This window comes from Streptomyces javensis, assembly GCF_039525925.1.
Taxonomy (GTDB): Bacteria; Actinomycetota; Actinomycetes; order Streptomycetales; family Streptomycetaceae; genus Streptomyces; species Streptomyces asiaticus.
In genome coordinates, this window is sequence record NZ_BAAAIF010000043.1 from 58815 (window position 1) to 85797 (window position 26983).

Consider the following 26983-nt stretch of genomic DNA (forward strand, 5'->3'; position numbering starts at 1 on the left):
AAGATCGGATACTCTCGGGCAAGCCACCCAATCCGGCCCGACCATCCGGAGGACGAGTGCAGGGGAGCCTCTTGCCCGACGATGCCGGGAACCACCCACCGCGCCACCAGGACGGTCTGGCGCCGCGTCTGGCCGTGGTCATCACGGTCCTCGTGCTGGTGGGGTACTTCGCCGTGGCCGTCACCTACGTCGTCGACGGCAATCGCTCGGGCAGGTCGGTCGACGCGGCGATGCTCGGTCTCGCGCTGCTGCCGATGACCGTGCTGCTCTGCCTCCAGATGCTGCACTCCTTCCCCGGCCTCGCGCCCCGGCTCAGCGGTGCGCGGCGCTGGACGCTGGCGCTCCAAGCGGTGCTGACCTTCGCTCCCTTCGCCATCTTCAAGCACGCCTGGCTGGGCATGCCGGGCTTCCTGGCCGGCTCCTCGCTGCTGGTGCTGGTCCCGGCGCTGGCGTGGCCCGCGTTCGCGGCCATCCTGCTGTGCACGGACGTCCTGCTGTTCCAGGTGGGCTTCGGCTGGGGTCAGGTGGCGTACACCACGGTCTCCACCGCGCTGACCGGGCTGGTGGTCTTCGGGCTCTCGCGGCTGTCCGGGCTGGTCGCCGAGGTGTCCCGGTCCCGGGCGGAGCTGGCCCGGCTGGCGGTCGCCCAGGAGCGGCTGCGGTTCTCCCGGGACGTGCACGATCTGCTGGGCTACAGCCTGTCCACGATCACCCTCAAATGCGAGCTGGTGCACCGGCTGGTGCCCCGGCAGAACTCCCGCGCCCAGCAGGAGCTCGCGGAGATCCTCCAGACCTCCCGTCAGGCCCTCGCCGACGTACGGGCGGTGGCCAGCGGCTATCGCAAGATGTCGCTGTCGGCGGAGGCGGCGACGGCCCGTTCGATGCTGGCCGCGGCGGGCATCAGCGCCACGGCCGAGATCGACTGCGGACCGCTGCCGGAGCTGGTGGACACGGTGCTGGCGAGCGTGTTGCGCGAGGGGCTGACCAATGTGCTGCGCCACAGCAAGGCCGACCACTGCGCGGTCGAGGCGCGGCGCAGCGGGCACCGGGTGTCGCTGACCCTCGTCAACGACGGGGTGGGCCGGCCGTCCACGATCCTGCGCGCCGACAGCTCGGACGGCGGCAGCGGCATCGGCAACCTCCGGGTGCGGGTGGAGAACCTCGGCGGGCGGCTGCGCGCGGGCGTACGGCCGGACGGCTGGTTCGAGTTACGGGCGGAGCTGGATGTGTCCGTGGACGCGCCGCCGCGGAGCGGCCGGGAGTACGGCCCGGGGCCGACGGTGACGGCGTAACGGGACCCAACGGCGTAACGGCCCTGATGGCGGCACCCCCGACGGCCTGAGCAGCACGTGGGAACGCCGCGCGCCGCCTTACAGCCAGCCCGCCTCGCGGGCGATCCGGATGGCGTCCACCCGGTTGCGGGCGTCCAGCTTGGTCACGGCGGACGTCAGATAGTTGCGCACCGTGCCCACCGACAGAAACAGCTTGGCCGCGATCTGCCCGGAGTCCTCGCCCTTCGCGGCGAACCGCAGGACCTCCAGCTCACGCGGGGTCAGCGGCTGTGGGCCGTCGTCCAGGGCGGCCAGCGCGAGCTGGGGATCGATCACCCGCTCGCCCTTGGCGACGGCGCGGATGGCGTCGCTCAGCTTCTCCGGGCTGCTGTCCTTGAGCAGAAAGCCGGAGACACGGGCGGCCAGCGCCCGGCGCAGATTTCCGGGGCGGCCGAGGCTGGTGAGCATCATGGTGCGGCATTCGGGAACGGCGGTGCTCAATTCGGCCGCGGCGGTGAGCCCGTCCACGCCCGGCAGATCGATGTCGAGCACGGCGACGTCCGGACGGAGTTCACGTGCGCGCGGCAGGATCTCGGCGCCGTTGGAGAATTCGGCCACCACATCGATATCCGGTTCGAATTCCAGCAGGGCGACCAGTGCCTTGCGCAACATATGCATGTCTTCCGCGATCAGCACCCTGACCATGCCGCCCCCTGCTTTCCCCGCCCGGCCTCACCCCGCACGGGGATTATTCCCCCGCCCTCTCGGTCATTCCATCGATTCGCGGGGAAATACGCCCGTCGAACGCCTATCCCGTTGCGCGAGCGCGACCGCGCGCCCCCTATTCACGCCGCACCACCCCGGCAGGGCTCACCGATTCCCGGCCCGAACTCGGCGTGCAGCGCGCGCACTTCGCCCCGCAGATAGCGCTCGCGCAGCAGGGCGCGCCGGATCTTGGCGGTTCCCGCCCCGCGCACGGTGCCGGGGCGCACCAGCAGCAGCGCGCCGGTCTCGACCCCGAACTCCTCCGCGATCAGGGCGCGGATCCGGGCCGCCAGCCGGGGCAGCCCGGGGCGCGCCCCGCCCGCCGTACGGACGACCTCCTGGACGACCACCAGCGCCCCCGCACCGGGCCCCGCGCAGAACACCCGGGCCGACCCCAGCGCCTTCGCGCAGCCCAGCAGTTCGCGCTCCACGTCCTGGGGGTGCAGGGTATGGCCGTCCACCAGGAGGGCGTCACGGACCCGTCCGGTCATCCGGAGCCGGCCGTTGACCGTAAGGCCGAGGTCGCCGGTGCGCAGAAAGCCGCCAGGGCCCTCGGCGACCCGGGCGGCGAACAGCGGCGCGGTGTCCGACGGACCGCCCCAGTGGCCGGTGGCGACGGCGGGGCCGCGCACCCAGATCTCGCCGGGCGCCCCGTCCGGCAGCCCGCGCCCGGTCAGCGGGTCCACGACGGCGAAGTCCGCGCCCGGCACCGGTGCGCGACCCGTGGCCAGCGGCACCGGCGCCCCCTCGGCCGGGACGTACCCGGCCACCAGGGTGCCCGGGCGCAGGCCCAGCGGGGCGCAGCGGTGGGGGAAGGCGGCCATGGTCCCGGCCGAGACCGGCTCCCCGGCGTTCAGCGCGGTACGCCAGCGGGAGAGGTCGAGCCCGGCCGGTGGCTCGTCGCCGAGGAGGGCGGCGCAGCGGGCGTGGAGGATGTCGGGCGCGAGGGTTTCGGTGATGCCATGGCGGCTGATGGCGCGCAGCCAGCCGAGCGGATCGGTGCGGTACGGCTCCGCAGGAAGGGTCACGGCGGTGGCGCCCAGCCATAAGGGGTGCAGCACCTGCCCGATCAGCCCGGGGGTGTGGCGGCGGGGCAGCCAGCCGCCGATCCGGGAGCGGCGGTCGGTGCCGAGGGTCCGCCGCAGCCCGGTCATGGCCGCCGTAAGGTTGCCATGCGTCAGCAGGGCGCCGCGGGGGGCGGTGGCGGGCCCGGAGTCGTAGGCGAGCAGCGCGAGGCTGTCGGCGGTGGTGCGGAGCGGTTGCCGGGGCGCGTCGGCGCCCGCGTCGGGGCGGAGTCCGTCGACGGCGAGGCAGGTCAGACCGGCGCGGCCGATTCGGGAGAGCCTGCGGGAGGTCTCGGTGGCGTGGGCGGTCTCGGTGAGGACGAGGTCCACGGCGGCGTCCCGGACGATCGAGGCGGTGCGCTCGGCATCGGTCCGGGAGGCGGACGGCGCGGGCACGGGCACCGCGACGGCCCCCGCGTACAGACAGCCGAGCAGCGCCACCGCGGCGCACGGACCGGGGTCCATGGCGAGCAGCACCCGGCGGCCGGTGGCGTCACGGGCGCGCAGCCAGGCGGCCACGGCGTCGGCGCGGGCGTCGAGCGCTGCGTAGGACACGCGGTGTTCGGTGCCGTCGGGGGCGGGGTGGGCGAGGGCCGTGCCGTCGGGGCACCGGAGGGCCCGTTCCTTCAGGGCCTCGGCCAGATTCGCGTATCGCGGCATTCTCAACTCCCGGGCACCCGACGTCGAAAAGGGGCCCACAGTCTCGAAGCGCCACCTCGAAGCCGACTTGATCAACGGTGAGGAGCGCGCCCCGGGCCTCGGCGGGGGTCCACAGGCGGCCCGACCTGCCGCATCGGCGCGCGTGCGGCAGCGGACCGCCGGGCCCTCGCGGCCCCGTCATCGGCCGTCATCAGCGCGCCCTGCGGTTGACCCGGACGGTCCAGCCCCCGTCGGCGGCGCGGCCCGCCACCGTGATCCGTACGGAGTCCTCCTTGACCGACATGCTGTCCCCGACGCCGAGCGGGGCGTCGGCGAGTTCGGGGTAGACCGACTCGTTCCAGCACGCGGAGGTGGCGGGGTGGCCGTCCAGCACCTGGACGGGGCCGTCGCCCGACGCCTTGTCGTTGTGGACGCGGTAGACCAGCACGCCCTCGGTGCAGGTGCCCGCGTCGTTGCCGCGGCCGCCCCGCGCCTCGATGGCCAGTGCGGTGGTGGGCCCGGTGCGGACCACGACCAGCCGGGTGCGGGTGTCGGCGCCGGACCGGCCGCCCGCCATGGGGGCGGCGAGGGGCTGGAGGGTGTATCGGCGCGGTCCGGTGGCGCGGTCGCAGGCCACCTGGCGCGCGCCGAGCCAGCCGAGCTTCCACTTGTGCCAGCCGAACGGATCCGGTGCCATGCCGAACTGGCTTCCCATCAGGTCCCAGTCGCCGACGTAGGTGTCCCATTCGGCGTTGCCGTCGGTGTCCTTCGGCCGGTGGTAGAGGTCGGGCAGATCGAAGACATGCCCGGTCTCATGGGCCAGCACATTGCGGTCCGGCGGATGGTGCTCGAAAACGGTGACAAGGCGGCGCAGATCGACACCGTCCGCGCGCAGTGGCTTTTCGAAATTGACCACTTTCGTCGCGTCGGCGTCCACTCCGGGGGCATCGGGGTCGGCGACCAGATAGACGAGGTCGTAGCGGGCGAAGTCGAGGTGCGGATCGGCGGCCGCGATGGCGTCGCGCAGATAGGCGGCGCGGCGCTTGGCGTTCCAGTCGCGCTGTATGGCGTACGCGGTGGAGCGCTGGGGCATGGTGATCCAGCGCCGCAGCGGACGCACCCGTAAGCCGAACTTCCCGTAGGAGGCCCGTCGGAAGAAATCGGGGGTCGCGGGGATGTGGTCGGCGGCCAGCTGGGCGGGGGTCACCCGGGGCCGGGCGTCCGGGAAGGACAGGAAGACCATCGCCGCGTCCAGGCGGCGGACCGGGCGCGGATAGCGGGAGTTCCAGGTGTCCACGCCCTCCGAGTGATGGGCGTCGGTGCGTTCCAGGTCACAGGGGCCGCCGGGGCCGGCCGCGACCGCCGGACCCGCCACAACGGTGGTCGCGATGAGCGCGCTCAGCGAGGTGAGCAGGGCTCCGGTCCGACGCAACCGAGGCTGCCGGTGCACCCCCTCGGGTACCTGAGGACGCACCATGTCGACCTCCCGGGCGTAGTCGGAACACCCACTCCACCCTGAGGTGAATTGGCGGGGTACGCCCTGTTGGGTTGGGCTGGTCGAGTGAAGAGGCCGCGATCCGGGTACGTAACAGACGGTCACAATCGGTCAGAGCGGCTGTTGGCCCGCGCAGAGTCGAACAGATACGACCAAACACATTGTCAAGGCGGCGGTGAGCGCGATGACATCGATGGAACGCCCGGAGTACGAGCCCCTATGATCGGCACATTTCCAGCGGGGAATCCCCCTTCAGGCAGGCATTTACGGTCGGCCCGGCACCCGGTGTGAGACATGCACAAGATGTGTACGAACAACCTGGAAACAACAAACGCCACGCGGGAGCGAGCGGTGAGCGGAACCCCCGACGGGCAGGGACGCGCCCCGGGCGCGACACTGCCGACGATCACAGAGCGTGAGGCCATGCCGAGCGTCCTTCCGGTCGCGGAGGACCCCGGCGCACCACGTCCGGCCCCCGGCGCGCCGTCGGTCCTGGGCACGCCCCCGGCCCCCGGCGCGCCCCCGGGCGCGGGGCACCCAACGGGGCATACCACCGGGCCCACGGCGGGACCTACCGCCGGGCCCGCCACCGGGCACACCACCGGACCCGTCACCGGACCTACCACCGGGCATACCGCCGGAGCCAAGGCCGGGCACGGGACCGGCCCCGCGCCCGGCGACTACCGCGCCGCCTTCAACGTGGCGCGCCTCGCCATGGCCGTCGTCGACCGCGAGGGCAGGGTGCTCGACGCCAACCCCGCGCTCGGCGCCCTGCTCGGCACCGATCCGGCCCTGCTGATCACCCGCAGCGCGGCGGACCTGGCCGATCTGCGCGAGGATCCGCGCACCTGGCGGGAGTACCGGGACGTCCTCGGCGGCCGTGCCGCGCGGCTGCGCCGCACCCGGCGGCTGCGCCGCACCGACGGCCATGCCCTGTGGGCCGAGATCACCGTCGAGCCCGCGCCGGACAGTTGCAGTCTGCTGCTGTCGATGGCCGACATCAGCGACCAGCGGGATCTCCAGGGGCGGCTGCGCCATCTGCAAATGCACGACCCGGTGACCCGGCTGCCCAACCGCAGCCTCTTCTTCGAGCGGATGACCAGGGCGCTGGAGGCGGCCACCTACGACCACGGGGGCACCGGCCGGATCGGGCTCTGCTACCTCGACCTGGACGGCTTCAAGGCGGTCAACGACACCCTCGGCCACCGCGTCGGCGACCGGCTGCTCGGCGCGGTCGCCCAGCGGCTCACCGACTGCGCGGCGCCCGGTGGCCATCTGGTGGCGCGGCTCGGCGGGGACGAGTTCGCCCTGCTGGTCCGCAACTCCACCGGCACCGAGCAGCTGTGCGACCTCGCCCGTACGGTGCTGGCCGCCCTTCAGGAACCGTTCGACGTGGGCGGACAGCGGCTGTCGGTGTCGGCGAGCATCGGCGTGGTGGAGCGGCCGGCGGCCGGCACCCACACCACCTGGCTGATGCAGGCCGCGGACACCACGCTGTACTGGGCGAAGGAGGACGGCAAGGCGCGCTGGACCCTCTTCGACCCGGAGCGCAACGCCCATCGGATGACCCGGCAGGCGCTGTCCAGCACGCTGCGCCCGGCGGTCGAGCGGGACGAGTTCGTGCTCGACTACCAGCCGCTGGTGGGGCTGGGCGACGGGGTGGTCCGGGGGGTGGAGGCGCTGGTGCGCTGGGACCATCCGCAGTTCGGGCGGCTGTCGCCGAACCGGTTCATCCCGCTGGCCGAGGAGAACGGCGCGATCGTGCCGCTGGGCCGGTGGGTGCTGCGCACCGCCTGCCGCCAGGCCCGTGCCTGGCAACTGGCCGAACCGCCGCATCCGCTGGTGGTCAGCGTGAATGTGGCGGTCCGCCAGGTGTGGGACTCCGATCTGGTGGCCGATGTCGGCGCGATCCTGGCCGAGACCGGGCTGCCGCCCCATCTGCTCCAGCTGGAGCTGACCGAGTCGGCGGTGATGGGGTCCACGGGGCGGCCGCTCCAGGCGCTCCAGGCGCTCAGCGACATGGGGGTGGCCATCGCGATCGACGACTTCGGCACGGGCTACTCCAACCTCGCCTATCTCAGCCGGCTGCCGGTCTCCACGCTCAAGCTGGACGGCTCGTTCGTCCAGGGGTTCCGGGCGGAGGAGCATCCGAATCCGGCCGACGAGACCATCGTCGAGGCGCTGGTGCAGCTCGCGCACCGGCTGGGCCTCACGGTGACGGCCGAGTGCGTGGAGAGCGCCGAGCAGGCGGAGCGGCTGAGGCGGATCGGCTGCGATACGGGACAGGGGTGGTTCTACTCCCGCCCGGTGCCGCCGGACCGCATCCAGGCGATGATCACCCGCCCGGCGCCGGGTTAGGCGGGTCCGGCGGATCGCGACGCCTGCGGCGGGCTTCGCGGCTCCGCCGCGTGGCCCGCCGGGCACCCCGCCGGCACCCCGTAGGGCTACGCCTCCGTCCGCGCCGTCGGCAGATCGTAGGCGTCGGCGATCAGCTCGTACGAGCGCAGACGGGCGGCACGGCCATGGGCATTGGCCGTGATCTTGACTTCGTCCGCTCCGGTGCGCTTGATCAGCCCGTCGAGCCCCTCGCGGACCTGGTCCGGGCTGCCGTACTCGACATTGGCCAGCCAGCTGTTGATGAAGTCGCGCTCGATCTCGTTGAACTCGTAACCCTCGGCCTCCTCGGGCGTCGGCACCAGGCCGGGGCGTCCGGTGCGCAGCCGGATCATGGCCAGCGCGCCGGTGAGCACCTGGCGGTGGGCCTCCTTCTCGTCCTCGGCGGCGAAGGCCGAGACGCCGATCGAGGTGTACGGCTTGTCCAGCACGGCGGACGGCCGGAAGGTCTCGCGGTAGAGGTCGAGTGCGGGGACGGTGTTGGCCGCGGAGAAGTGGTGGGCGAAGGAGAACGGCAGGCCGAGCATCCCGGCGAGCCGGGCGCTGAACCCGCTGGAGCCCAGCAGCCAGACCGACGGCCGGTCGGCGGACTGGACCCCGCCGGGCACGGTGCCCTGCACCGGCCCCGGCACCGCGTGGATACGGGCGTAGCGGTGGCCGTCGGGGAAGTCGTCGTCGAGGAAGCGGGTCAGCTCGGCGAGCTGCTGGGGGAAGTCGTCGGCGCCCTCGCGCAGCCGCTCGGTGCGGCGCAGCGCGGCGGCCGTGGCCCCGTCGGTGCCGGGCGCGCGGCCGAGGCCGAGGTCCACCCGGCCGGGGGCGAGCGCCTCCAGGGTGCCGAACTGCTCGGCGATGACCAGCGGGGCGTGGTTGGGGAGCATCACCCCGCCGGAGCCCAGCCGGATCCGCTCGGTGTGCGCGGCGAGATGGGCGAGGATCACCGCCGGGGAGGAGCTGGCGACCCCGGGCATGGAGTGGTGCTCGGCGACCCAGAAGCGCTGGAAGCCCCGGCGCTCGGCGAGCCGGGCGAGCTCGGTGGTGGTCCGCAGCGCCTCGGCGGCCGTCACCCCGCTGCCGACGGTCGCGAGGTCCAGCACCGAGAGGGGCACCGGTGCGCTGCCGAGGGGCCGGGCCCGGATGGGGTCGCGCTGGTCGTCTCGCCGGTCCTGCTCATCGGCCACGGTGGCCCGCCTCCCTGGTCGCACCGCACGGTGCGCGCATGTCGTGTGGGTGTGCGGCGCCGCGCCGCACACGCCTCTACGTCTACCGGCGTGATTCAACCGGAGAAAGGCTCCGCTTTATTCCCGGCCCCTGTTGCCCGGGTCCTCCGTGTTGCCCGGGCCCCCGGTGTTTCCCGGGTCCCCCCGGCCGCCGGGAAACGGCCGGGTCCGCCGCCACCTGGGGAGGAGGTGTGGCGGCGGACCCGACGGCGGTGTGCCGTGCGCTCGCGCGGAACGGGCCTAGCCCGCGGCCCGCGCGGTGCGGCGGCGGTGGAGGGCCAGCGCAGTACCGGCGCCACCGAGCACCAGCACACCCGCCGTGAGGCCGATGGGCAAGGCGGCGGACATGCCCTTGTCGTCGGCGAGACGCCGGGCGGTCAGGGCATCGGCGGCCGCGGCGTTCACGATCGGGGCGTGGGCGGCCAGGGCGGAGGTCGTGTAGTGACCGGCCTTGTGCACCGAGGCGACCGAGCCGTCGGACTTCAGCAGCACCTGGGTGTTGTTGGGGTGACGGAAGTCGAAGAGCCCGGAGAGGGTGTTCGCCCGGCGGTCGAAGGAGGCGTCACCGATCCGGCCGGTGTGCCAGTTGTCCTCGATGAAGCGGGTGATCGAGGTCTGCTCGGTCTGGGTGTGGTCGACCTTGTTGGACTTGCTGAAGGGCGAGATCACCAGCAGCGGCTGCCGGGGGCCGGGGCCACAGCGGTCCTGGTAGCCGCCGGCGGGCTTCGGAGCGGACTGGCAGGCGGGGCTGTCGGTGGCCTTGCCGCCCGAACCCGTGGTCTTGTCGGTCGACCCGTTGCGGGGCTTGGCGTAGGCGTGGTCGTACCAGCCGTCGCTGTCGTCGTACGCGACGACGATCGCGGTGTCCTTCCACTGCGGCGACTTCTGGATCGCGTTGATCTGCTTGACCAGGAAGTGCTGCTCGTCGACCGGGTCGGAGTAGGCGGCGTGGCCGTCCTGGTACTCGGCGGCCTTCAGGAAGCTGACGGACGGCAGATGACCGGTCTTGAGCGCCGCGTCGAAGTCGGTCAGGTCGTAGTTGTGGTTGGCCCGGCCGCTGTGCCCGATCTCCTGGACGTTCTTCGGCGGGAGGTGATGCGGGTTCGCCGTGGACTTGTAGTACTGGAACGGCGCGTGGTGCGGGCTGTAGTCCACGGAGGCGGCGCCGCCGACGTTCTTGTGGGTGGTGCCGGAGCACTTGGCGTAGTGGTCCTGCTCACCGTCCCAGGCGGTGCTGGGGCGGAAGCCGCCCTGGAACCAGCCCCAGCTCACACCCTTGGCGTTGAGCAGATCGCCGACGTTCCGGCCCTTCATCCGGGCCAGGGCGTTGCCGCTGGTGTGGTCCTTGTTGGAGCAGTCGTCGAAGGCCGGGTCCGGGTCGTTGATCATCGTGCCGACGCCCTTGGCGTCCGGCGAGGCCACCGTGTACGCGTCCGGCTTGTCGGTCTGCTTGGGATCCTCGGTGGAGGACTTGGGGTCGGTGGAGATCACGCCATGGGTCTGGCCCGAGATCAGCTCCAGCGCTCCGGGGGTGGAGGGACCGTAGGCCGAGCTGAAGGAGCGGTCGCTCATCGCGTAGTGCTGGGCGTAGTTCCACAGGCCGGTGACGGTGTTCCCGTCGTAGTAGTCCATCACCAGACCGGGCTCGCCGAACAGCCCGGTGCACTTGCTGACCTCTGTGTTCTCCACGAACTTATCGGCCTTGCCGCCGTTGGCGGCGTACTGCTCCGGGCCGTAGGAGTGGTTCTGGTCGCAGGTCATGGCCTGGTCGCTGCGCAGCCGCTTGGGCTTGTAGAGATTGGGGTTCTTCTCCAGCAGCCCCGCGTTCGCGAGGGTGTCGATGTCCTTGGGGGTGTCCTTGGCCGGCGTGAACTTGGTGCCGTCCGTGTTCGCCGCCTTGGGGTAGGTGCCGAAGTAGTGGTCGAACGAGATGTTCTCGTCGAAGATCACCACCACATGCTTCACCGGGGTCGCGGTGTGACCGCCCTTCGCGGGCGCGGCCCATGCGGGGGCCACCCCGCCCACGGTCGCCAGTGCCGCGGCACCGGCCAGGGCACCCCAGCGCGCGACCCGGCCACGCCGTCGGCCGCCTTCGGATCCTGCCGTGCCGCCCATGTCATGCCTCCACATGATTCGCGTTTCACGCCTGCGCCTGATCCTGTGCCGCGGGCAGGACTCTCCGATGGAATCCATGGAGGCGGCCGAGTGAATAGAGGGTCAGAAGAATCCAAGGAACTCTTGAGGTGTTCTTGACCGGATGGTGGGGCGACGATCAGGACAGAAGGGTCCGTCCCAGCCAGTCGGAGCGGTCCCGCACCCCGGGGAGCGCGAAGAAATAGCCGCCGCCGAAGGGGGTGACGTAGTCCACCAACGGCTCCCCCGACAGCCGCTTCTGCACGGTCTCGAACTGGCGCTCGAGATCCTGCTGGTAGCAGCAGAACAGCAGCCCCATGTCCAAGTTGCCATTGCCGTCCATGCCCCGGTCGTAGTTGTAGGCACGGCGGAGGATGCGCTGGTCCTCTGTCCTGGCGGTGCGCGGATTGGCCATCCGTATATGGCTGTCCAGCGGGATGATGTCGCCCTTGGGGTCCTGTGCGAAGCGCGGGGTGTCGAACTCGTGCTGACCGTCCAGCGGGGCGCCCGAGTCCCGGCTGCGGCCGAACATGCGCTCCTGCTCGCTGATCGACACCCGGTCCCAGAACTCCACCAGCATCCGGATCAGCCGGATCACCTGATAGCTGCCGCCGGTGGCCCAGGCGGGCTCCCCGGAGTGGGCGCCCACCCACACCAGGCGGTCCATCTCCCGGGCGTCCCCGGTGTCGGGATTGGCGGTGCCGTCCTTGAACCCCATGTGGTTGCGCGGGGTGCCGGACGGGCGCGGCGGGCTGACGAAGCCGTCGACACGCCAGCGGATCTGCAACGCGCCCCGGGTGTGCCGGGCGATGTCGCGCAGCGCGTGGAGCACCGTGTCCGCGCTGTCGGCGCAGAGCTGGAGGCTCAGATCGCCATGGCACCAGTCGGGGTCGAGATCGTCGTCGGGGAAGGACAGCATCGCGTGCAGCCGCCGGGGCTTGCGGTCCCGCAGTCCATAGCGCCCGTCGAAGAGCGAGGCGCCCACGCCGACGGTCGCGGTCAGCCGGTCGGCCGCCACCTCGGGGCCCAGGGTGCCGGAGTCGGCGGGCGGCGCGGTGATCCCGACCGGATCGGGAGTGCCTCCGGCGGTGAGGAAGCGGCACCGCTCGGTGAGCGTACGGAAGGCGTCGGTCAGCTCCTTGCGGCCGTCGGCCATGGTGTCGAGGGCGATGAAGGCGGTGGCCCGCTGGGACGGGGTGAGGATGCCCGCCTGATGGGTGCCGTGGAAGGGGACGCGGGTGGGCCTCTTCTCCGGTCCGTCCTCCTTCGCGGCCGCCGTGCCCGCCACCGCGCCGACCGTGCCCGCGGCGGCACCCAGCAGAAAGCCCCTGCGCAGCACCTCGCTCACCGGGTCCTCCGCACATCCATCAGCGCCGCCACCTGCGCCAGCCGCTCCACCAGCGCGCCCGTGTCCGCGTTGAGCCGCTGGCGCCCGGTGCGGCTCAGCCGGTCAAGCGGGGTCCAGCGGTCGCCGTGGTGCGAGCGCTCCAGGGTCCGCTGGGTGCGGTCCAGGTCGCTCTCCAGCTCGGGCAGCCAGGGGGCACGGGGCTTCAGCAGCGGCTCCAGCCGGCGCAGCACGGCCCGGGTGCCGTCCAGGTTGGCCCGCGCGGTGGCCAGATTGGTGCCGCTGCCGTAGTCGGTGCGGCCGGTCAGCTCGAACTGCACGGTGTTCTCCATGATCTCGTGCGCCCGCAGGCCCAGGTCGGCCGGGTCCATCCGCTCCTGCGGCCAGTCGTCCCGCAGCCCTCGGACATCCTTGGCGAGCCGGTCGGCGACCGGGCGCAGTGAGCTCGCGGACTCGCCGTGCCACAGGCCGTGCTCGAGGCGGTGGAAGCCGGTGAAGTCCGGGTCGTGGACCCCGCCGGACAGCCCCGCCGTGGTGCCATTGATGGCTCCGTCGGCGTCGCCGAAGGTGCCGTAGGCGGCGCCCATCCGCTCGTACACCAGATGGGCGGGCAGCCAGAGCGCACGGGCCGTGGCCAGGTCACCGCAGTGGATGGCCGAGCGCAGCGCGTCCGTGCGCCGCACCAGCTCGTCCATCCGGCCCGTCACCCACTTCTGGTAGGCGATGGTGGGCGGGATCAGATCCTGCTGGCCGACCGGGACCACGGCCGGTCCACCGCCCCGCGCCGGTCCGGACACGGTGACGGTGGGCCCGGTGACCGCGTCCGTGTCCTCGGGCAGGCAGACGAAGGCGTAGGAGCCCCCGCCGAGCGTGACGCTCAGCGGTCTGCTGGTGCCGGGGCCCAGGCCCTCCACCTCTCCGTAGACGGCGCCGTTCGCCGGATTGGTGAGATAGACCTCGGCCGGTCTGCTGGAGGTGTTCCGCAGATCGAAGACCTGCTTGCCCCGGGTGGCATCGGTCCAGCCACGGCCACAGCCGCCCTCGGACACCTCGACGGAGGTGTGCCGCAGCCCGTCCGATGCCTTCGTGGGCGCGCTTCCGCTCGCGGAGGGGTGCGCACGAGGACCGTCCGAGGAGCCTCCGACGACCGCCAGCGCGCCGATTCCGACGGCCGTGGCCACCGTCACCGCACCGGCGACCAGCAGATGACGTGCCGGCGGAACCGGGGAGAGATGTTGGCGACGCACGGCTGCATGCTAGGCGCAGTCCGATAAGCGGAATGCCCTGATGGCAAAAGAGCGCCATGGAATTCCGCCGGGGTTCAGCTCCCCGTCACCGGCTCCTCGGGCCCTACGGCACGCCCGCCCGCGGCCGCGCCACCCTCCGCTGTCCGCCGCTATCCGCCGCTCCGGGCGAAGAGCGTGCCCAGCCGGTCATGGACCGGATCGCGGCCCAGCAGCCGCAGCCCCTCCCAGACCGTGACCTGATTGGCCGTGAGCACCGGCTTGCCCAGCTCCGCCTCCAGATCCGGAATCCAGGCGGCGGTGTGCAGGGCGGTGTCCGGCAGAAGCACCGCCTGGGCCTCGGGGTGGTCCCCGGCGCGGCCCAGCTCCAGCACCTCGTCCCGGCCCCAGGTGCCGACCTCCGCCGCCGTGATGATCCCGCTGCCGCGCATCGAGACCACCTCGGCACCGGCGGCCTTCAAAAATGCCCGGAAGTAGTCGGCGACATCCTCCGGATAGGTGGCGGCGATGGCCACCCGGTCGGCGCCGAGAGCCTGCACCGCGTGGGCGAAGGCGAAGGAGGTGCTGGAGGCGGGCATCCCGGCCGTCTCGCCCAGCTCGCGCACCTGCTCCTTGGCGCCCTCCCAGCCGAAGACGAAGCTGGCGCTGGTGCACGCCCAGACCACGGCCCGGGCGCCGCGCTCGGCGAGCTCGGCGACCCCGGCCGCCAGGCGGGCCGCCGACCCCATCTCCAGCAGGGCGTCCACCCGATGGGCGTCCTCACCGATGTCGGTGTGGACCAGCGGAAGCCGGATGTCGCCGCTGTCACCGCCGAGCATGCCTTCCAGGCGGGGGTATTCGTCCTCGGCGGAGTATCCGGGGTAGAGAAAGCCGACCGTGTCCGGGGCCGGGCGCGTCGAGTCCACCATGACTGCCTCCTTGACTGGCGGCCCCCGCGAGCGCCGCCGCTGCACTGCTGTCACTTCTCATACACCGCGGAGGCCCGGCGGGTTCCCACCCGCCGGGCACGCCGGGCCGCCGTCTCATCCACGGCCGGACCGAAGCCTCACCCCACGGCCGGACCGGAGCCTCACCCCACGGCCGCGCCGGAGCCTCACCCCACGGCCGGGCCGCCGGAGTCGTCGAGGTAGGGGCCCTCGCCGAGGCCGGTGCCGAAGCCCGGGTCGAGCCCGTCGGCCGGGTCGCCGTCCGGTCCCGGCGAGGCCGCCCCGGCCAGCGCCGCCTCCGGCTCGTCCACCACGGACTCGACCGCCTCCACGACCCCGAGCATCGACTCGACGACCGGGTCCGTCACCGGGAGCGGGCCGCTCGGCGACACCGACATCCCCGCCGGACCGGACCGGGCGGCCGGGTCCAGCAGCGCCTGGTACGGCCCGACGGCCTGGGCGCCGATCGCCCGCAGCGCCGCCCACATGGTGACCTGGTTCGCGGACAGCACGGGCATTCGCAGCTCCGCCTCCAGCTGCGGGATCACGTCGTAGGTCGGCAGATTGGTGCAGCTGATGAAGAGCGCGTCGGTGGCCCCGACCACCGCTTGCCGTGCCATGTCGACCACATCGCGGTACGGCACCTTCCAGATGTGCCGGGTCAGTCCGAGGTACGCCCGACCGGTGACGGTCATCCCGCCCTCGGCCAGATACTCCTCCAGCGAGTCGGTGACGGACTGGGTGTACGGCGTCACCACCGCGATCCGCCGGGCGCCGATCTCCCGCAGCGCCTCCAGCAGCGCGCCCGAGGTGGTCAGCGACGGGATCTCACCCGCCTGGGACATGGCCGCGCACATCGCGCGCTCCCCGGCGACTCCGCCGACGAAGCTGCCCGAGGTGCACGCGTACGCCACCACTTCCGGTGCGACGGCCGCCAGCGCCTGCACCGCGTCGTGCAAGGTCTCGTGCTCACTGACGAGCCGCGCCAGGTCAAGGCTGACCTCGACGGGTACGAACGGGGTACGGGTGAGATGGAGGGATACCTCGTCCGGCACCCAGCGCCACAGCTCACGGTCGAGTGCGAAGTCGAACGGTGCCACCACACCCACGCCGCGCTGCGGCCGTGGGCCACCCAGAAAAGAGACGTCCAAAGCGAGCCCCAATACGGAACGGAGGGACTGGACCATTGGCCAGAGATTTTGGATGGAGAGAGCCGGCCTGATGCCGGGACGCCGGGACAGATGCCGTTGTTGACGACGGTAGTTTCCGCTGCCTAGCGTGGTCAATCCTCAAACTGAGGCGCCTGCCCGCTCTTTCTCCAGGCAAACCCATCTACGTTTCGAAACGGTTTCCCGCCTATGTCCGAAAGCACAGTTGTCGTCTTCGGCGACCAGCCGCCGGTCCACCTGGACCGGGTGGCCGGCCGGGCCAAGGTGCTCGTCTGTGACGAGAATTCGCTGCCCCAGGCGCTCCCCACCGCGGATGTGCTCCTGGTCTGGGACTTCACCTCCGACGCGGTCCGCGACGCCTGGCCCGGTGAGGGTCCCCGGCCGGCGTGGGTCCATACCGCGAGCGCGGGGGTGGACCGGCTGCTCTGCCCCGAACTCGTCACGTCCGACACGGTACTGACCAATGCTCGTGGAGTCTTCGAGCAGCCGATCGCGGAGTACGTGGCCGGTCTGGTGGTCGCCATGGCCAAGGACTTCCACGGAAGCTGGGAGCTCCAGCGGCAGCGACGCTGGCAGCACCGCGAGACGATGCGGCTGGCCGGGACGCGCGCCGTGGTCGTGGGCGCGGGTCCCATCGGCCGGGCGATCGGCTCCACCCTGGCCGCGCTCGGCGTGGTGGTCGACCTGGTGGGCCGCACCGCGCGGGAGGGCGTGCGCGGCGGTGACGAGCTGCCCGAGCTGCTTCCTCCGGCCGACTGGGTGGTGAGCGCGGCGCCGCTCACCGACGCCAACCGCGGCATGTTCGACCGCACCGTCTTCGACCGGATGAAGCCCTCCGCCCGGTTCATCAACGTCGGCCGCGGCCCCCTGGTCGTCGAGAAGGACCTCACGGCGGCCCTGGTCGCCCGGCGGATCGCCGGCGCGGCCCTGGACGTCTTCGAACACGAGCCGCTGGCCTCGGACGATCCCCTGTGGGACGTGCCCGGGCTGTTCGTCTCGCCCCATATGAGCGGCGATACGGTCGGGTGGCGCGACCACCTGGCCGACCAGTTCCAGGACAACTACGAGCGCTGGTGCGCGGGCGAACCACTGCTCAACATCGTCGACAAACGCCTCGGGTACGTACCGGTGGACTGATCGCAGGACCTGAACGGAGAGCCGGATGACCGACATTCACGACCTGACAGCCGTTCAACTCGTCGAGCGCTATGCCTCCGGCGAGCTCTCCCCCGTCGAGGCGACCCGTGCCGTCCTCCACCGGATCGAACAGATTCAGCCGGAGGTGAACGCCTTCACCCGGGTGGACGCCGAGGACGCGCTGCGGCAGGCGGAGGAGTCCGCCGAGCGGTGGCGGCGCGGGACCCCGGCGGGCCTCGTGGACGGCGTCCCGGTGTCGGTGAAGGACATCCTGTTGCAGCGCGGCGCCCCCACCCTGCGCGGTTCGCGGACCGTGCGGCCCGAGGGCAAGGCATGGGACGAGGACGCGCCCTCGGTGGCGCGGCTGCGCGAGCACGGCGCGGTGTTCGTGGGGAAGACCACGACCCCGGAGTTCGGCTGGAAGGGCGTCACCGACAGCCCGGCCCACGGGGTCACCGGCAATCCCTACGACCCGCGGCGGACCGCGGGCGGCTCCAGTGGCGGCAGCGCGGCCGCGGTCGCGCTGGGCGCGGGTCCGCTGAGTCTGGGGACGGACGGCGGGGGCTCGGTCCGTATCCCGGCGTCCTTCTGCGGCATCTTCGCGCTGAAACCCACCTATGGGAGGGTTCCGCTCTATCCGGCGAGCGCGTTCGGCACCCTGGCCCATGTGGGGCCGATGACCCGGGACGCGGCGGACGCGGCGCTGCTGATGGATGTGATCTCCGGTCCGGACTGGCGCGACTGGTCCCAGCTGGGCCCCGTCGAGGGCGGCTTCCGGGAGGCGCTCACCTCCGGCGGGGGCGGGGTCGACGGCCTGCGGATCGCCTACAGCCCCGCGCTCGGCGGCGCGGCCGTGGTCGACCCGGAGGTGGCCGCGTCGGTGCGGCGGGCCGTGGACCTGCTCGCGGAGCTGGGCGCTGTGGTCGAGGAGATCGATCCCGGGTTCGAGGATCCGGTGGAGGCGTTCCACACGCTGTGGTTCAGCGGCGCGGCCCGGGTGGTGCAGCCGTTGGGGCAGGAGGACTGGGAGCTGCTGGACCCGGGGCTGCGCGAGATCTGCGCCCAGGGGGCGTCGTACAGCGCGCTGGACTATCTGGCGGCCGTGGATGTGCGGATGGCCCTCGGCCACGCCATGGGGCGGTTCCACTCCGCGTACGACCTGCTGGTCACCCCCGCGCTGCCGATCACCGCGTTCGAGGCGGGGGTCGAGGTGCCCAAGGGGTCGGAGCACACCCGGTGGACCGGCTGGACGCCGTTCACCTACCCGTTCAACCTGACCCAGCAGCCCGCGGCGTCGGTGCCGTGCGGCCTCAGCGGCGCGGGCCTGCCGATCGGGGTACAGCTGGTGGGCGCGCGCCACGCGGACGCGCTTGTGCTGCGCGCGGCGCACGCGCTGTTCGAGGCGGGACTCGCGGACGGGGTGCGCCCGCCGGCGGCGTAAGGCCCGTCGCCGGGCGCGCTCGGGTCCGGGGCGGCTCCGCCCCGGACCCGAGACCGTTCAGCGGCCCGGCTCCGCGCCGGGCACAGGCCGCGGGCCCGCGCCCGGCGCGAGCCGGGGTCTACGCCCGGCGGAAGTTCAGCGTCTCCCCCAGCGCCCCCGCGCGCCACAGGTCCTGGCAGGCGTCGGCCATGCGGTCGAGGCCGTCCACGATCGTGCCCCAGACGATCCCGGGCACCCAGCCCGCGTCACCGTTGATCAGCAGGTTGTTCCGCTCGTAGAAGAGGGCCAGGTCGATCACCTGCCGCCGCCCCTGGTGCTTGGCCTCGGTCTCGTATCCGTACGACTTGGTCCCGAGCTGGGTGTCCGTGAAGGTGAAGTAGCACAGGTCCCCGGGGATCGGGGTGATCGTCGGGTTCTCGAGGGGCGGCTCCTCGGGCGCGAAGGGGGGCAGCAGGGTGTAGATCTCATTGCGTGCGTACTTCGCGTGATACACATCACCCCCGAGCGGCAGCGCGTTCCACACCGCTTCGCAGGTGATCGGCGCGAGATCGTCAAGGAGCTTGGCCGTGCAGCTCACCCCGCGCTTGTCGAGCGAGACCTCGATGAACCGGTCGGCTCGGTCAACCATCGACTTTCCTCCAGGTCGCTTCGGAACCAGTCCTGTCCCAGGGGACTACCCAGGCATCGGCTGTATCAAGGGCCGGAAACGGCCCGCATACATTTGCCGTAGTCGGGTAGCCGCGCGCCCATGGCTCCACCACGTGGGAAAGACACCGATAGCAGAGAAATAGCCAAAATGGGTCCAAGCCGCCGCGCTCTTCTCGCCGGCGGTGCGGCGCTGGGCCTGCTGGGCGCGGCCGGCTGTAGCCGGGTGTCCGGCTCGGGCGCCAAGGACGGGGGCAATCTGCTGGAGCGACTGCGGTCGCAAGGGACGGTCCGGCTGGGAATTGCGGGGGAGATCCCATTCGGCTACATCGACGAGAACGGCGAGTTCACCGGCGAGGCGCCGGAGATCGCGAAAGTCATCTTCAAGCGGCTGGGGGTGCCCAAGGTCCAGCCGGTGCCGACCGAGTTCGGCTCGCTCATCCCGGGCCTCCGCTCGCAGCAGTTCGACGTGGTCTCGGCGGGGATGTACATCAACCCCGAGCGCTGCGCCCAAGTGATCTTCTCGGACCCCGACTACCGCATGCGTGACGCGTTCATCGTGCGCAAGGGGAACCCCAAGAACCTGCACAATTACGAGGACATCTTCAAAAAGAAGGCCAAAATGGCCACCGGCACCGCCTACGCCGAGATCGGCTACGCGGAGGACGTCGGGATCAAGCAGAGCGACATGCTGATCCTCCCCGACCAGCTGGCCGGGCTGCTTGCCGTGGAACAGGGCCGGGCCGATGTCTTCGCGGGCACGACCGTGACCGTGCACAACGTGGTGAAGCAGCGGAACAGCCGGCTGGCCGAGGCCACCGAGCCGTTCCAGGCGTACGTCGACGGCAAGCCGGACATCGGCGCCGGCGGCTTCGCCTTCCGGCCGGAGGAGACCAAGCTCCGGGACGCCTTCAACGTCGAACTGCACAAGATGAAGAAGAGCGGCGAGCTGCTGCGGATCGTGCGGCCCTTCGGCTTCACCGAGGAAGAGATGACCGATCTGACCGCCAAGGAGCTGTGCTCATGACGGCCGGGCTGTGGGAAAACTGGCTTCTTCCGGGCGTCTGGATCACCATCCAGCTGACCCTGTACAGCGCGGTCTTCGCGGCCGTCGTGGCGTTCGGCATCGGGATAGCGCGCACCTCCCCGCTGTGGATCGTCCGCTTTCTGACCGGCTTCTATGTGGAGGTCTTCCGCGGCACCTCGGCCCTGGTGCTGATGTTCTGGCTGTTCTTCGTGATGCCACTGGCCTTCCAGTTCCAGCTGGTGCCGATGTGGGCCGCGGTGCTGGCGCTGGGCCTCACCTACGGGGCGTACGGCTCGGAGATCGTGCGTGGCGCGATCGCGGCGGTGGCCCCGGCGCAGCGTGAGGCGGCCATCGCGCTCAGCTTCACGCCCGCGCAGCGGATGCGCCGGGTGATCCTGCCGCAGGCGATCCCGGAGATGATCCCGCCCTTCAACAATCTGCTGATCGAGCTGCTGAAGGCGACCGCCCTGGTCTCCGCGGTGAGCGTCGCCGACATCACCTTCGCCGCCCAGCTCTCGCGGCTGGCGACCGGTGACAGCCTGGAGATCTACGCGATCATCCTGGTCCTCTACTTCGTGCTGGCCTTCGTCCTCACCCGGCTGATGCGGCTGCTGGAGCGGCGCGCCAAGGCGGGCATCGGCCAGGCCCCGGTGAAGTCCGGCAAGGGCCCGCTGATCACCCGGAAGCTGTCCGCGCGCCAGGAGGCCGAGCAGTCGTCCAACATCATCACGGGAGGTGCCCAGTGAGCTGGAACTGGGATGTGGCGAAGGACTTCCTCCCCGAGCTGGGCAACGGGCTGCTGATCACCCTGGAGGCGACCGCCCTGGGCTCGGTCCTGGCGTTCGCGCTCGGCCTGGTGTGGGCGATGGCCTTCCGCTCGCCGACCCGCTTCATACGCTGGCCGGTGGCGGCGGTCGTGGAGTTCATCCGCAACACTCCGCTGCTGGTGCAGCTGTTCTTCTTCTACTACGTGCTGCCGACCTGGGACATCAAGTTCTCGGCGCTCACCACCGGCGTGATCGCGCTCGGTCTGCACTACTCGACGTACACCGCCGAGGTCTACCGGGCCGGTATCGACGGTGTGCCCAAGGGCCAGTGGGAGGCGGCGACCGCGCTCAGCCTCTCCCGCGGCCGTACCTGGACCGCGGTGATCCTGCCGCAGGCCATTCGCCGGGTGGTGCCCGCACTGGGCAACTACGTCATCGCGATGCTGAAGGACTCCCCGATGCTCGCGCTGATCGGCGTCGTCGACATGTTGCAGAAGGCTCGCGCGGAGGGCGCGTCGTCCTTCCAGTACATCGAGCCCTACACGATGGTCGGCATCGCCTTCATCGTCATCGCCTATCCGGCTTCCCTTCTGATGCGAGCCCTGGAGCGTCGTCTTGGCCACTGAAACCGACCACACGAACCCTGCCGTGGACGGCAGTGAACTGATCCGCTTCGACCAGGTGACCAAGCGCTTCGGCAGCAACACGGTCCTGGACAACCTCGACTTCTCGGTCTCCTCCGGTAAGCACGTCACGCTGATCGGCCCCTCGGGATCGGGCAAGACCACGATCCTGCGGCTGCTGATGACGCTGATCAAGCCGGACGAGGGCACGATCAAGGTCGACGGCGACTACCTGACCCATGAGGACAAGGGCGGCAAGCTGGTCCCGGCGGGCGAGAAGCACACCAGAGAGGTGCGCAAGAAGATCGGAATGGTCTTCCAGCAGTTCAACCTCTTCCCCAATATGCGGGTGCTGCGGAACATCACCGAGGCCCCGGTGAATGTGCTGGGCCTGGGCAAGGACGAGGCCGAGACCCGCGCCCGGGAGCTGCTCGACCTGGTCGGGCTCGGCGACAAGTGCGACGCGTACCCGACGCAGCTGTCCGGCGGACAGCAGCAGCGGGTGGCGATCGCCCGGGCGCTGGCGATGCGGCCGCAGGTGATGCTGCTGGACGAGGTGACGTCGGCGCTGGACCCGGAGCTGGTGGCCGGGGTGCTGGATGTGCTGCGTGACATCGCTCACACAACGGACATCACCATGCTCTGTGTCACCCATGAGATGAACTTCGCACGGGACATCTCCGACGATGTACTGATGTTCGACTCGGGCCGGGTGATCGAGTCCGGGCCGCCGGAGAAGATCTTCACCGAGCCGGAGCACGAGCGGACGAGGGAGTTCCTGAGCGCGGTTCTCTGACTTCCCGGCCGGATCGCCCGGCCCCGGCCGGGCCCGGTCCGGCGCTGCCCCCGCGACCCTCCCGCGGGGGCACGCCATTGTCATATGCCCAGGACATACGCCCCTGCTGACCGGGGCCGAGGCGCCTCGGCAATATCCTCAACAGCCGATCCGGATAAGCCCCTTGGCGGTTATCGTGATACAAAGCCACGCCAACCTGCGAGGGGGGAAATCGTGGCGCTCAGGCCCGAGCCGACCGCGCCGTTCCACTCGGTGCAGCACGCCCTCCGCATCCTGGAGGTCGTCGCCAAACACTCGTCCGGCGTCAGCGACATCATGCTCGCCAGGGAGACCCGGCTACCGGCCCACCAGCTCGCCGATCTGCTGCGGATGCTGCGCCGCGAGGGCTATGTGGAGCAGATCGCCGACGGCGCCTACGTCGGTGGCAACGCCCTGACGCTCCTGGGCTCCGCCGCCCCCGACCGCGGCCACGCCGTACAGGACAAGCTCCAGCAGTCGCTCATCACCCTGCGCGACTCGGTGGGCGCGGCGGTCTACCTCAGCCGCTATGTGGACGGCGAAATCAAGATCACGCAGTATGCGGACGGGCCGCGCACCCCCAAGGTCAACGAATGGGTGGACTTCCGCTCCGCCGCCCACGCCATGGCGCTCGGCAAATGCCTGCTCACCCAGCTCGACCACGACAGCCGCCGCGATCACCTCGCCCGCCACAAGACGGTGCGGCTCACCTCCCGGACCACCACCAACGAGAAGGTGCTGTTCCGCAAGCTGGACAGCCAGCCCGCCACGGTGCCCGTCCTCGACCTCCAGGAGTACGCGGTCGGCACGGTGTGTGCGGCGGTCCCGATCAGCGCCGGGCGCTCGGTGGGCTGTCTGGCCCTCTCGCTCCCGCTGGCCCATGCCCACCGGCTCCGCCAGGCCGCCGACACGCTGAACCGCGAGGCGGCGCCGATGCTGCTCTCCCTCTCCATCTGATCCGTCTGATCCATCTGGGCCCATCCGCGCGTGGTCAGGACCACCCCTTGGGACCAGGTACTATTTATGTCGTCAGCAGGCGCCGCTAGCTCAGTTGGTTAGAGCAGCTGACTCTTAATCAGCGGGTCCGGGGTTCGAGTCCCTGGCGGCGCACAACTGATCAGGCGAATGGCCCGGGTGCTCTCCATAGCCCCGGGCCATTCAGCGTGCCGCCCCGCCGCGCACCTCGAGCGAGTCCAGCAGCTCCTCCGTGGCGGCGGCGATGGCCTCTACGGCCTTGTCGAACGCCTCCGCGTTGTGGGCGGCAGGCTGGCGGAAGCCGGAGATCTTGCGGACGTACTGAAGGGCTGCGGCGCGCGTATCGGCCTCGGTGACGGAGTCGGCGTAGGGCGGGCGGAGCGTCTTGATGGATCTGCACATACTGACGACGGTACGCCGGGGGTACGACAGCCCGTGGGCCGTGGCGGAACTTTCCATGCTCGTGGCGAGCGGCGAGCGGCGAGGGCCTGCACACCTGCACCGGCGAGCTGGTCGCGGTCGGCACACCGCGCACATCCCGGTCGCCCGGCCGGGGTCTGGGGCGGAGCCCCACCACGCGGCGGAGCCGCATATCGATGCCTAGGCCGTCTCGGGGCCGCCCAGGACGAAGGCTCGGATCAGGTCGGCCAGCGGGCCCGGCTGGTCCTGGGGGATCAGGGTGTAGCTGTCGGGGATCTCCGCCAGGCTGCCGCGGGGCAGCAGACCGGCCAGGCGGAGGCCGTGCTCGGGCGGCATGACGCGGTCCTCGGACGCCCAGGCCACCAGGGCGGGGCGGTCGAAGGTGCGCAGGGCGTCGGCCCAGTGGAGCAGCTCGTTCACCGGTGGCACGCCGAGGACGTACTTCCGCAGGTCGCGGCGGACCCCCGGAGAGGTCCAGAGCGGCTGGAACCAGGCGTCCATCACCGCGCGGTCCACCGGGCGCTTGGTCATCCAGCCCCAGGTCATCGGCAGCCGGCGCAGGGGGGCGAGCTTCAGCAGCTTGAAGGCGACGTTGAGTCCGCCCGGCAGCTTCGCGGCCAGCCGCAGATTCTTGCCGGGCAGCCCGGGCGGGTAGTTCTCGAACGCCTCACAGGAGGTGATCACCAGTCGGCCGATCCGCTGGTCGCGGCCGTCGGCGATCAGCGCCTGCGCGCCGCCCCAGTCGTTCATGGCCAGCGTGACATCCGTAAGGTCGAGCCGGTCCAGGAACTCGGCGACCAGCCGGGCCACCCCCAGCACCGACAGATCCGCGTCGGGCCGCATGGGGCGGCGGTGCCCGCCCAGGGGGAGGGTGGGGACGACACAGCGGATCTCGGGGGCCAGCGCGGCGACCACCTCGCGCCACAGGGAGCCGTCCATGGCGACTCCGTGCAGCAGGACCGCGACGGGGCCCTCGCCTCCCGTGTCCTCGTACTCGATGCTGCCTGCCGAGAGTTCCACCTCGAGATGCGGCATGGCGCCGACCTTACCCGGGGCGATCACTCCAGAGGCAGACCGGCCAGTGTCACCACCGGACGCGCCGCACCGCCGGGCGCGGCCCCGTCCTGTACGGCGCCGTCCCGTACACCCTCGTCCCTTACGGCGACCGCCGCGTGGTAGCCGGGCGGGGCGTCGAGGTCGGCGAAGGCCCAGCCGTGCGGGCCGGGCGGGGCGCCTGCCGGGGCCAGGCCATCGGCGAGCCCGACGTGGTGGGCGCCGATCCCGCCCGGCAGCCCGGTGCCGATGCCCTTGAGGTACGCCTCCTTACGGACCCAGCAGCCCAGGAACGCCTCCTCCCGCAGCTCCTCCGGAAGCGCGTCGATCGCCGCCCGCTCCTCGGGGTGCAACTGCCCGACAAGACCCGTCAGCCGGGCCCCGGTGCGGCCGGGGTCCCGCTCCTCGACATCGGCGCCCACGGGCGCCCCGGCGACGGCGCACAGGGCCGCGTCGCCGGAGTGGGAGAGGGAGAAGTGGAGCGCGTCCCCGCCCGCCAGGGCAGGGCGGCCGTGCGGCTTCTCGCAGTCCGGCATGCCGCAGGTCTCCCGGGTGAACGCGACCTCGGCCGGGGCGATGCCGAGATAGCCGCCGAGCAGCGTCCGCAGCCCCACATGGGAGGTCACATAGCGCTCGCGCGCCACGTCCGACCGCAACCGCGCCGCGCGCTCGCGCTCCCGCTCGTCCAGCATGCCCTCCGCGACGGCGGCGGCAGCGGCGGCGTACGGCGGGATCCGCAGCAGCCATACGGCCACCTCACCGGGGCCGGGGCGGTCCCCGGGGCCGGGCAGGGCGCGGACCGGGGCCCATCGCCGGGGCTCATGTGCGGGCTGAACCGGGCTGGTGAAGGACACTGTTCGGCTTCCCCCCTGCTATCGGCCGATGATGCGCTCGCCGTGGACGTACTGACGGTACAGCGGCGCGCGCGGCGCGCCGTGGGTGCCCCGCCATCGGAACGCGCCACCACGACCGCTTCACACGCCTCCAACACCCTTGCCACAAGGTCGCGTTGCCGATCGCGGACACTCGGTGACTTAGGCCACGTTCGCCTTACGGCCGACGCGGTCACCTGCCCGTCCGCACTACGATCGCGCACGTCCGGGCACGATCGGTGATGGGGGTTTGACGACCATGGCGACGGGATTCCTGGCCAAGGCGGCCTCAGCGGTGACCCTCCCGGTGGCACCGCTGTACGGCGCCTTCCTCTCGTACATGATCTTCCACCCGCCCCGCAGACCGCATCACAAGACCCCCGCCGACCTCGGGCTGACCAGCACCGACGTCAACGTTTCGCTGAACGGGCAGCAGGGCCGCGGGCTGCACGTCTGGCTCATCCCGGGCGACACCGAGCGGGTCGTGGTGCTCGGACACGGCCTGGGGCTCAGCAAGTCCGCGAGCCTGGCGCACGCGCGGATGCTCAGCGAGGCGGGCTACACGGTCGCCATGTTCGACCACCGCAACCACGGTAAGAGCGTCGCGGACCGGGCGGGCTGGGGCATGAGCGACCGTCACACCGACGATGTGGTCGCCGTGGTGCGGCACATGCGGTCGATGGACGAGTACGCCGCGGCGCGCATCGCGATCTACGGCTTCTCGATCTCGACCTTCCCCTCGTTCTACATGCTCAAGAGGGAGGACTGCCCGGTCGACGCGGTGGTCTTCGACAGCGGCCCGGCGCTGGAGCTGGCCCCGCTGTTCCGGAACTTCGTCGCGGCCGGCGGGGTGCCCATCCCGGGCCCGCTGGGCGCCGGCCCCTCCCGCCCGGTCGTGGAGTCGGTCGCCTCGTCGGCGGCCGTGGCGATGCTGCGGGTGCAGTGGCCGCCGCCGCTCGGGGGCGCGTACGAGCGCACCCCGATGCTCTTCCTGGCCGGTGAGCGCGACACCATGATCCCCGCCTCGGGGGTGCGGGCGCTGGCCGAGCGCTATCCGCTGGCCGAGGTGCACACCCTGCCGGACACCGAGCACCTCCAGGGCATCAAGACCCAGCCGGAGACGTACGCGGAGACCGTCCTGGGCTTCCTGGAGCGGACGCTCAAGGACTGACCCTTACTGACCCTTACGGTGGGCCGGGCCCGGCCCACCGTAAGGAGGCCATGGCGTCGTAAGGACGCCATGGCGGCGGGTCAGTCCTTCAGTTCGCAGATCACCGCGCCCGCGCTGACCGAGGCGCCCACGTTCGCGTTCAGGTTCTTGACGATGCCGCCGCGGTGGGCGTTGAGGGGCTGCTCCATCTTCATGGCCTCCAGGACCACGATGAGATCGCCCTCGGCCACCGTGTCGCCCTCGTTGACGGCGACCTTGACGATGGTGCCCTGCATGGGCGAGGCCAGGGCGTCGCCGGAGGCGCCGGAGCCGGACTTCTTGACCGCCTTGCGCTTCGGCTTCTTCGAGCCGCCCGCGGGGGCGGTGGCCACGCCCA

Annotated in this window: 24 protein-coding genes and 1 tRNA gene; 11 read left to right on the plus strand and 14 right to left on the minus strand. The window is 71.5% G+C overall.

The features are described from left to right. Positions 1–71: 71 nt before the first annotated feature. Positions 72–1292, plus strand: coding sequence for a sensor histidine kinase (locus ABD329_RS30995; RefSeq protein ID WP_246619119.1), 1221 nt, complete (start codon positions 72–74; stop codon positions 1290–1292). Between the two features lie 78 nt (positions 1293–1370). Here ABD329_RS30995 and ABD329_RS31000 read toward each other — a convergent pair whose 3' ends face one another. The 3 genes from ABD329_RS31000 to ABD329_RS31010 all read right to left on the minus strand — a co-directional run bounded on the left by ABD329_RS31000 (position 1371) and on the right by ABD329_RS31010 (position 5216). Beyond that, the gene (locus ABD329_RS31000; protein ID WP_198281717.1) at positions 1371–1976 is read right to left on the minus strand and encodes a response regulator transcription factor; all 606 of its coding nucleotides are present in this window, start codon (positions 1974–1976) and stop codon (positions 1371–1373) included. A gap of 140 nt (positions 1977–2116) precedes the next feature. Further along, positions 2117–3760: an AMP-binding protein gene (locus ABD329_RS31005; protein ID WP_344317222.1), complete on the minus strand. Its 1644-nt coding sequence runs from the start codon at positions 3758–3760 to the stop codon at positions 2117–2119. 190 nt (positions 3761–3950) lie between these two features. Next, entirely contained in the window at positions 3951–5216 is a 1266-nt protein-coding gene (locus ABD329_RS31010; protein WP_198276359.1) for a M6 family metalloprotease domain-containing protein, read from the minus strand. A 732-nt stretch (positions 5217–5948) separates the two neighbouring features. Here ABD329_RS31010 and ABD329_RS31015 point away from each other — a divergent pair. Further along, the gene (locus ABD329_RS31015; protein WP_246618339.1) at positions 5949–7592 is read left to right on the plus strand and encodes a putative bifunctional diguanylate cyclase/phosphodiesterase; all 1644 of its coding nucleotides are present in this window, start codon (positions 5949–5951) and stop codon (positions 7590–7592) included. Positions 7593–7678: 86 nt separating this feature from the next. Here the strand turns inward: ABD329_RS31015 and ABD329_RS31020 are convergent, their stop codons facing one another. From ABD329_RS31020 to ABD329_RS31045, 6 genes are all read right to left on the minus strand, one after another. Beyond that, complete coding sequence (locus ABD329_RS31020; protein ID WP_198276358.1) at positions 7679–8806, minus strand: LLM class flavin-dependent oxidoreductase; 1128 nt, start codon at positions 8804–8806, stop codon at positions 7679–7681. Between the two features lie 279 nt (positions 8807–9085). Then, complete coding sequence (locus tag ABD329_RS31025) at positions 9086–10960, minus strand: phospholipase C (protein ID WP_198276357.1); 1875 nt, start codon at positions 10958–10960, stop codon at positions 9086–9088. A gap of 157 nt (positions 10961–11117) precedes the next feature. Continuing rightward, positions 11118–12326, minus strand: coding sequence for an iron uptake transporter deferrochelatase/peroxidase subunit (gene efeB / locus ABD329_RS31030; protein WP_198276356.1), 1209 nt, complete (start codon positions 12324–12326; stop codon positions 11118–11120). Next, positions 12323–13570, minus strand: coding sequence for an EfeM/EfeO family lipoprotein (locus ABD329_RS31035; protein WP_198276355.1), 1248 nt, complete (start codon positions 13568–13570; stop codon positions 12323–12325). Before ABD329_RS31035 ends, efeB begins: the two co-directional genes overlap by 4 nt. Positions 13571–13719: 149 nt before the next feature. Then, on the minus strand, positions 13720–14475 hold the full coding sequence (locus tag ABD329_RS31040; RefSeq protein WP_198276354.1) for a maleate cis-trans isomerase family protein: 756 nt from the start codon (positions 14473–14475) through the stop codon (positions 13720–13722). A 185-nt stretch (positions 14476–14660) separates the two neighbouring features. Beyond that, complete coding sequence (locus ABD329_RS31045) at positions 14661–15644, minus strand: maleate cis-trans isomerase family protein (protein ID WP_198276353.1); 984 nt, start codon at positions 15642–15644, stop codon at positions 14661–14663. Positions 15645–15851: 207 nt separating this feature from the next. Here ABD329_RS31045 and ABD329_RS31050 point away from each other — a divergent pair, with 207 nt between their 5' ends. Together ABD329_RS31050 and ABD329_RS31055 are read left to right on the plus strand one after the other, a co-directional pair. Next, positions 15852–16799 (plus strand): D-2-hydroxyacid dehydrogenase, encoded by a 948-nt coding sequence (locus ABD329_RS31050; protein ID WP_198276352.1) that lies wholly within the window; start codon positions 15852–15854, stop codon positions 16797–16799. A 25-nt stretch (positions 16800–16824) separates the two neighbouring features. Next, positions 16825–18240, plus strand: a complete 1416-nt coding sequence (locus ABD329_RS31055; protein ID WP_198276351.1) for an amidase — start codon at positions 16825–16827, stop codon at positions 18238–18240. Between the two features lie 118 nt (positions 18241–18358). On the opposite strand, the gene ABD329_RS31060 is transcribed toward ABD329_RS31055, so the two are convergent. Further along, complete coding sequence (locus ABD329_RS31060) at positions 18359–18868, minus strand: DUF3830 family protein (RefSeq protein WP_198276350.1); 510 nt, start codon at positions 18866–18868, stop codon at positions 18359–18361. Positions 18869–18988: 120 nt separating this feature from the next. Between ABD329_RS31060 and ehuB the strand changes: the two genes are divergently transcribed. The 6 genes from ehuB (at position 18989) to ABD329_RS31090 (ending at position 23226) form a co-directional block, all read left to right on the plus strand. Further along, entirely contained in the window at positions 18989–19912 is a 924-nt protein-coding gene (ehuB, locus tag ABD329_RS31065) for an ectoine/hydroxyectoine ABC transporter substrate-binding protein EhuB (protein ID WP_037953176.1), read from the plus strand. Continuing rightward, the gene (gene ehuC / locus ABD329_RS31070) at positions 19909–20658 is read left to right on the plus strand and encodes an ectoine/hydroxyectoine ABC transporter permease subunit EhuC (RefSeq protein WP_198276349.1); all 750 of its coding nucleotides are present in this window, start codon (positions 19909–19911) and stop codon (positions 20656–20658) included. Before ehuB ends, ehuC begins: the two co-directional genes overlap by 4 nt. Further along, positions 20655–21305: an ectoine/hydroxyectoine ABC transporter permease subunit EhuD gene (gene ehuD, locus ABD329_RS31075; protein WP_037953178.1), complete on the plus strand. Its 651-nt coding sequence runs from the start codon at positions 20655–20657 to the stop codon at positions 21303–21305. Before ehuC ends, ehuD begins: the two co-directional genes overlap by 4 nt. 22 nt (positions 21306–21327) lie before the next feature. Next, positions 21328–22098 carry an ectoine/hydroxyectoine ABC transporter ATP-binding protein EhuA gene (gene ehuA / locus ABD329_RS31080; RefSeq protein WP_198276360.1) on the plus strand — a complete coding sequence of 257 codons (771 nt, stop codon included), beginning with the start codon at positions 21328–21330 and terminating at the stop codon, positions 22096–22098. A 213-nt stretch (positions 22099–22311) separates the two neighbouring features. After that, entirely contained in the window at positions 22312–23073 is a 762-nt protein-coding gene (locus tag ABD329_RS31085; RefSeq protein WP_198276348.1) for an IclR family transcriptional regulator domain-containing protein, read from the plus strand. A gap of 79 nt (positions 23074–23152) precedes the next feature. Further along, a tRNA-Lys gene (locus ABD329_RS31090) sits at positions 23153–23226 on the plus strand. A 48-nt stretch (positions 23227–23274) separates the two neighbouring features. On the opposite strand, the gene ABD329_RS31095 is transcribed toward ABD329_RS31090, so the two are convergent. The 3 genes from ABD329_RS31095 to ABD329_RS31105 all read right to left on the minus strand — a co-directional run bounded on the left by ABD329_RS31095 (position 23275) and on the right by ABD329_RS31105 (position 25418). Next, positions 23275–23493 carry a DUF2277 domain-containing protein gene (locus ABD329_RS31095; protein ID WP_198276347.1) on the minus strand — a complete coding sequence of 73 codons (219 nt, stop codon included), beginning with the start codon at positions 23491–23493 and terminating at the stop codon, positions 23275–23277. 198 nt (positions 23494–23691) lie between these two features. Then, positions 23692–24546 carry an alpha/beta fold hydrolase gene (locus ABD329_RS31100; RefSeq protein WP_198276346.1) on the minus strand — a complete coding sequence of 285 codons (855 nt, stop codon included), beginning with the start codon at positions 24544–24546 and terminating at the stop codon, positions 23692–23694. A gap of 23 nt (positions 24547–24569) precedes the next feature. Further along, positions 24570–25418, minus strand: coding sequence for a 4'-phosphopantetheinyl transferase superfamily protein (locus ABD329_RS31105; protein WP_198276345.1), 849 nt, complete (start codon positions 25416–25418; stop codon positions 24570–24572). 277 nt (positions 25419–25695) lie between these two features. Between ABD329_RS31105 and ABD329_RS31110 the strand changes: the two genes are divergently transcribed. After that, entirely contained in the window at positions 25696–26607 is a 912-nt protein-coding gene (locus tag ABD329_RS31110; protein WP_198276344.1) for an alpha/beta hydrolase, read from the plus strand. 80 nt (positions 26608–26687) lie between these two features. On the opposite strand, the gene ABD329_RS31115 is transcribed toward ABD329_RS31110, so the two are convergent. After that, positions 26688–26983, minus strand: a 296-nt coding sequence (locus tag ABD329_RS31115) for an acyl-CoA carboxylase biotin carboxyl carrier protein subunit (protein WP_344317224.1), incomplete at its 5' end; no start/stop codon positions are given.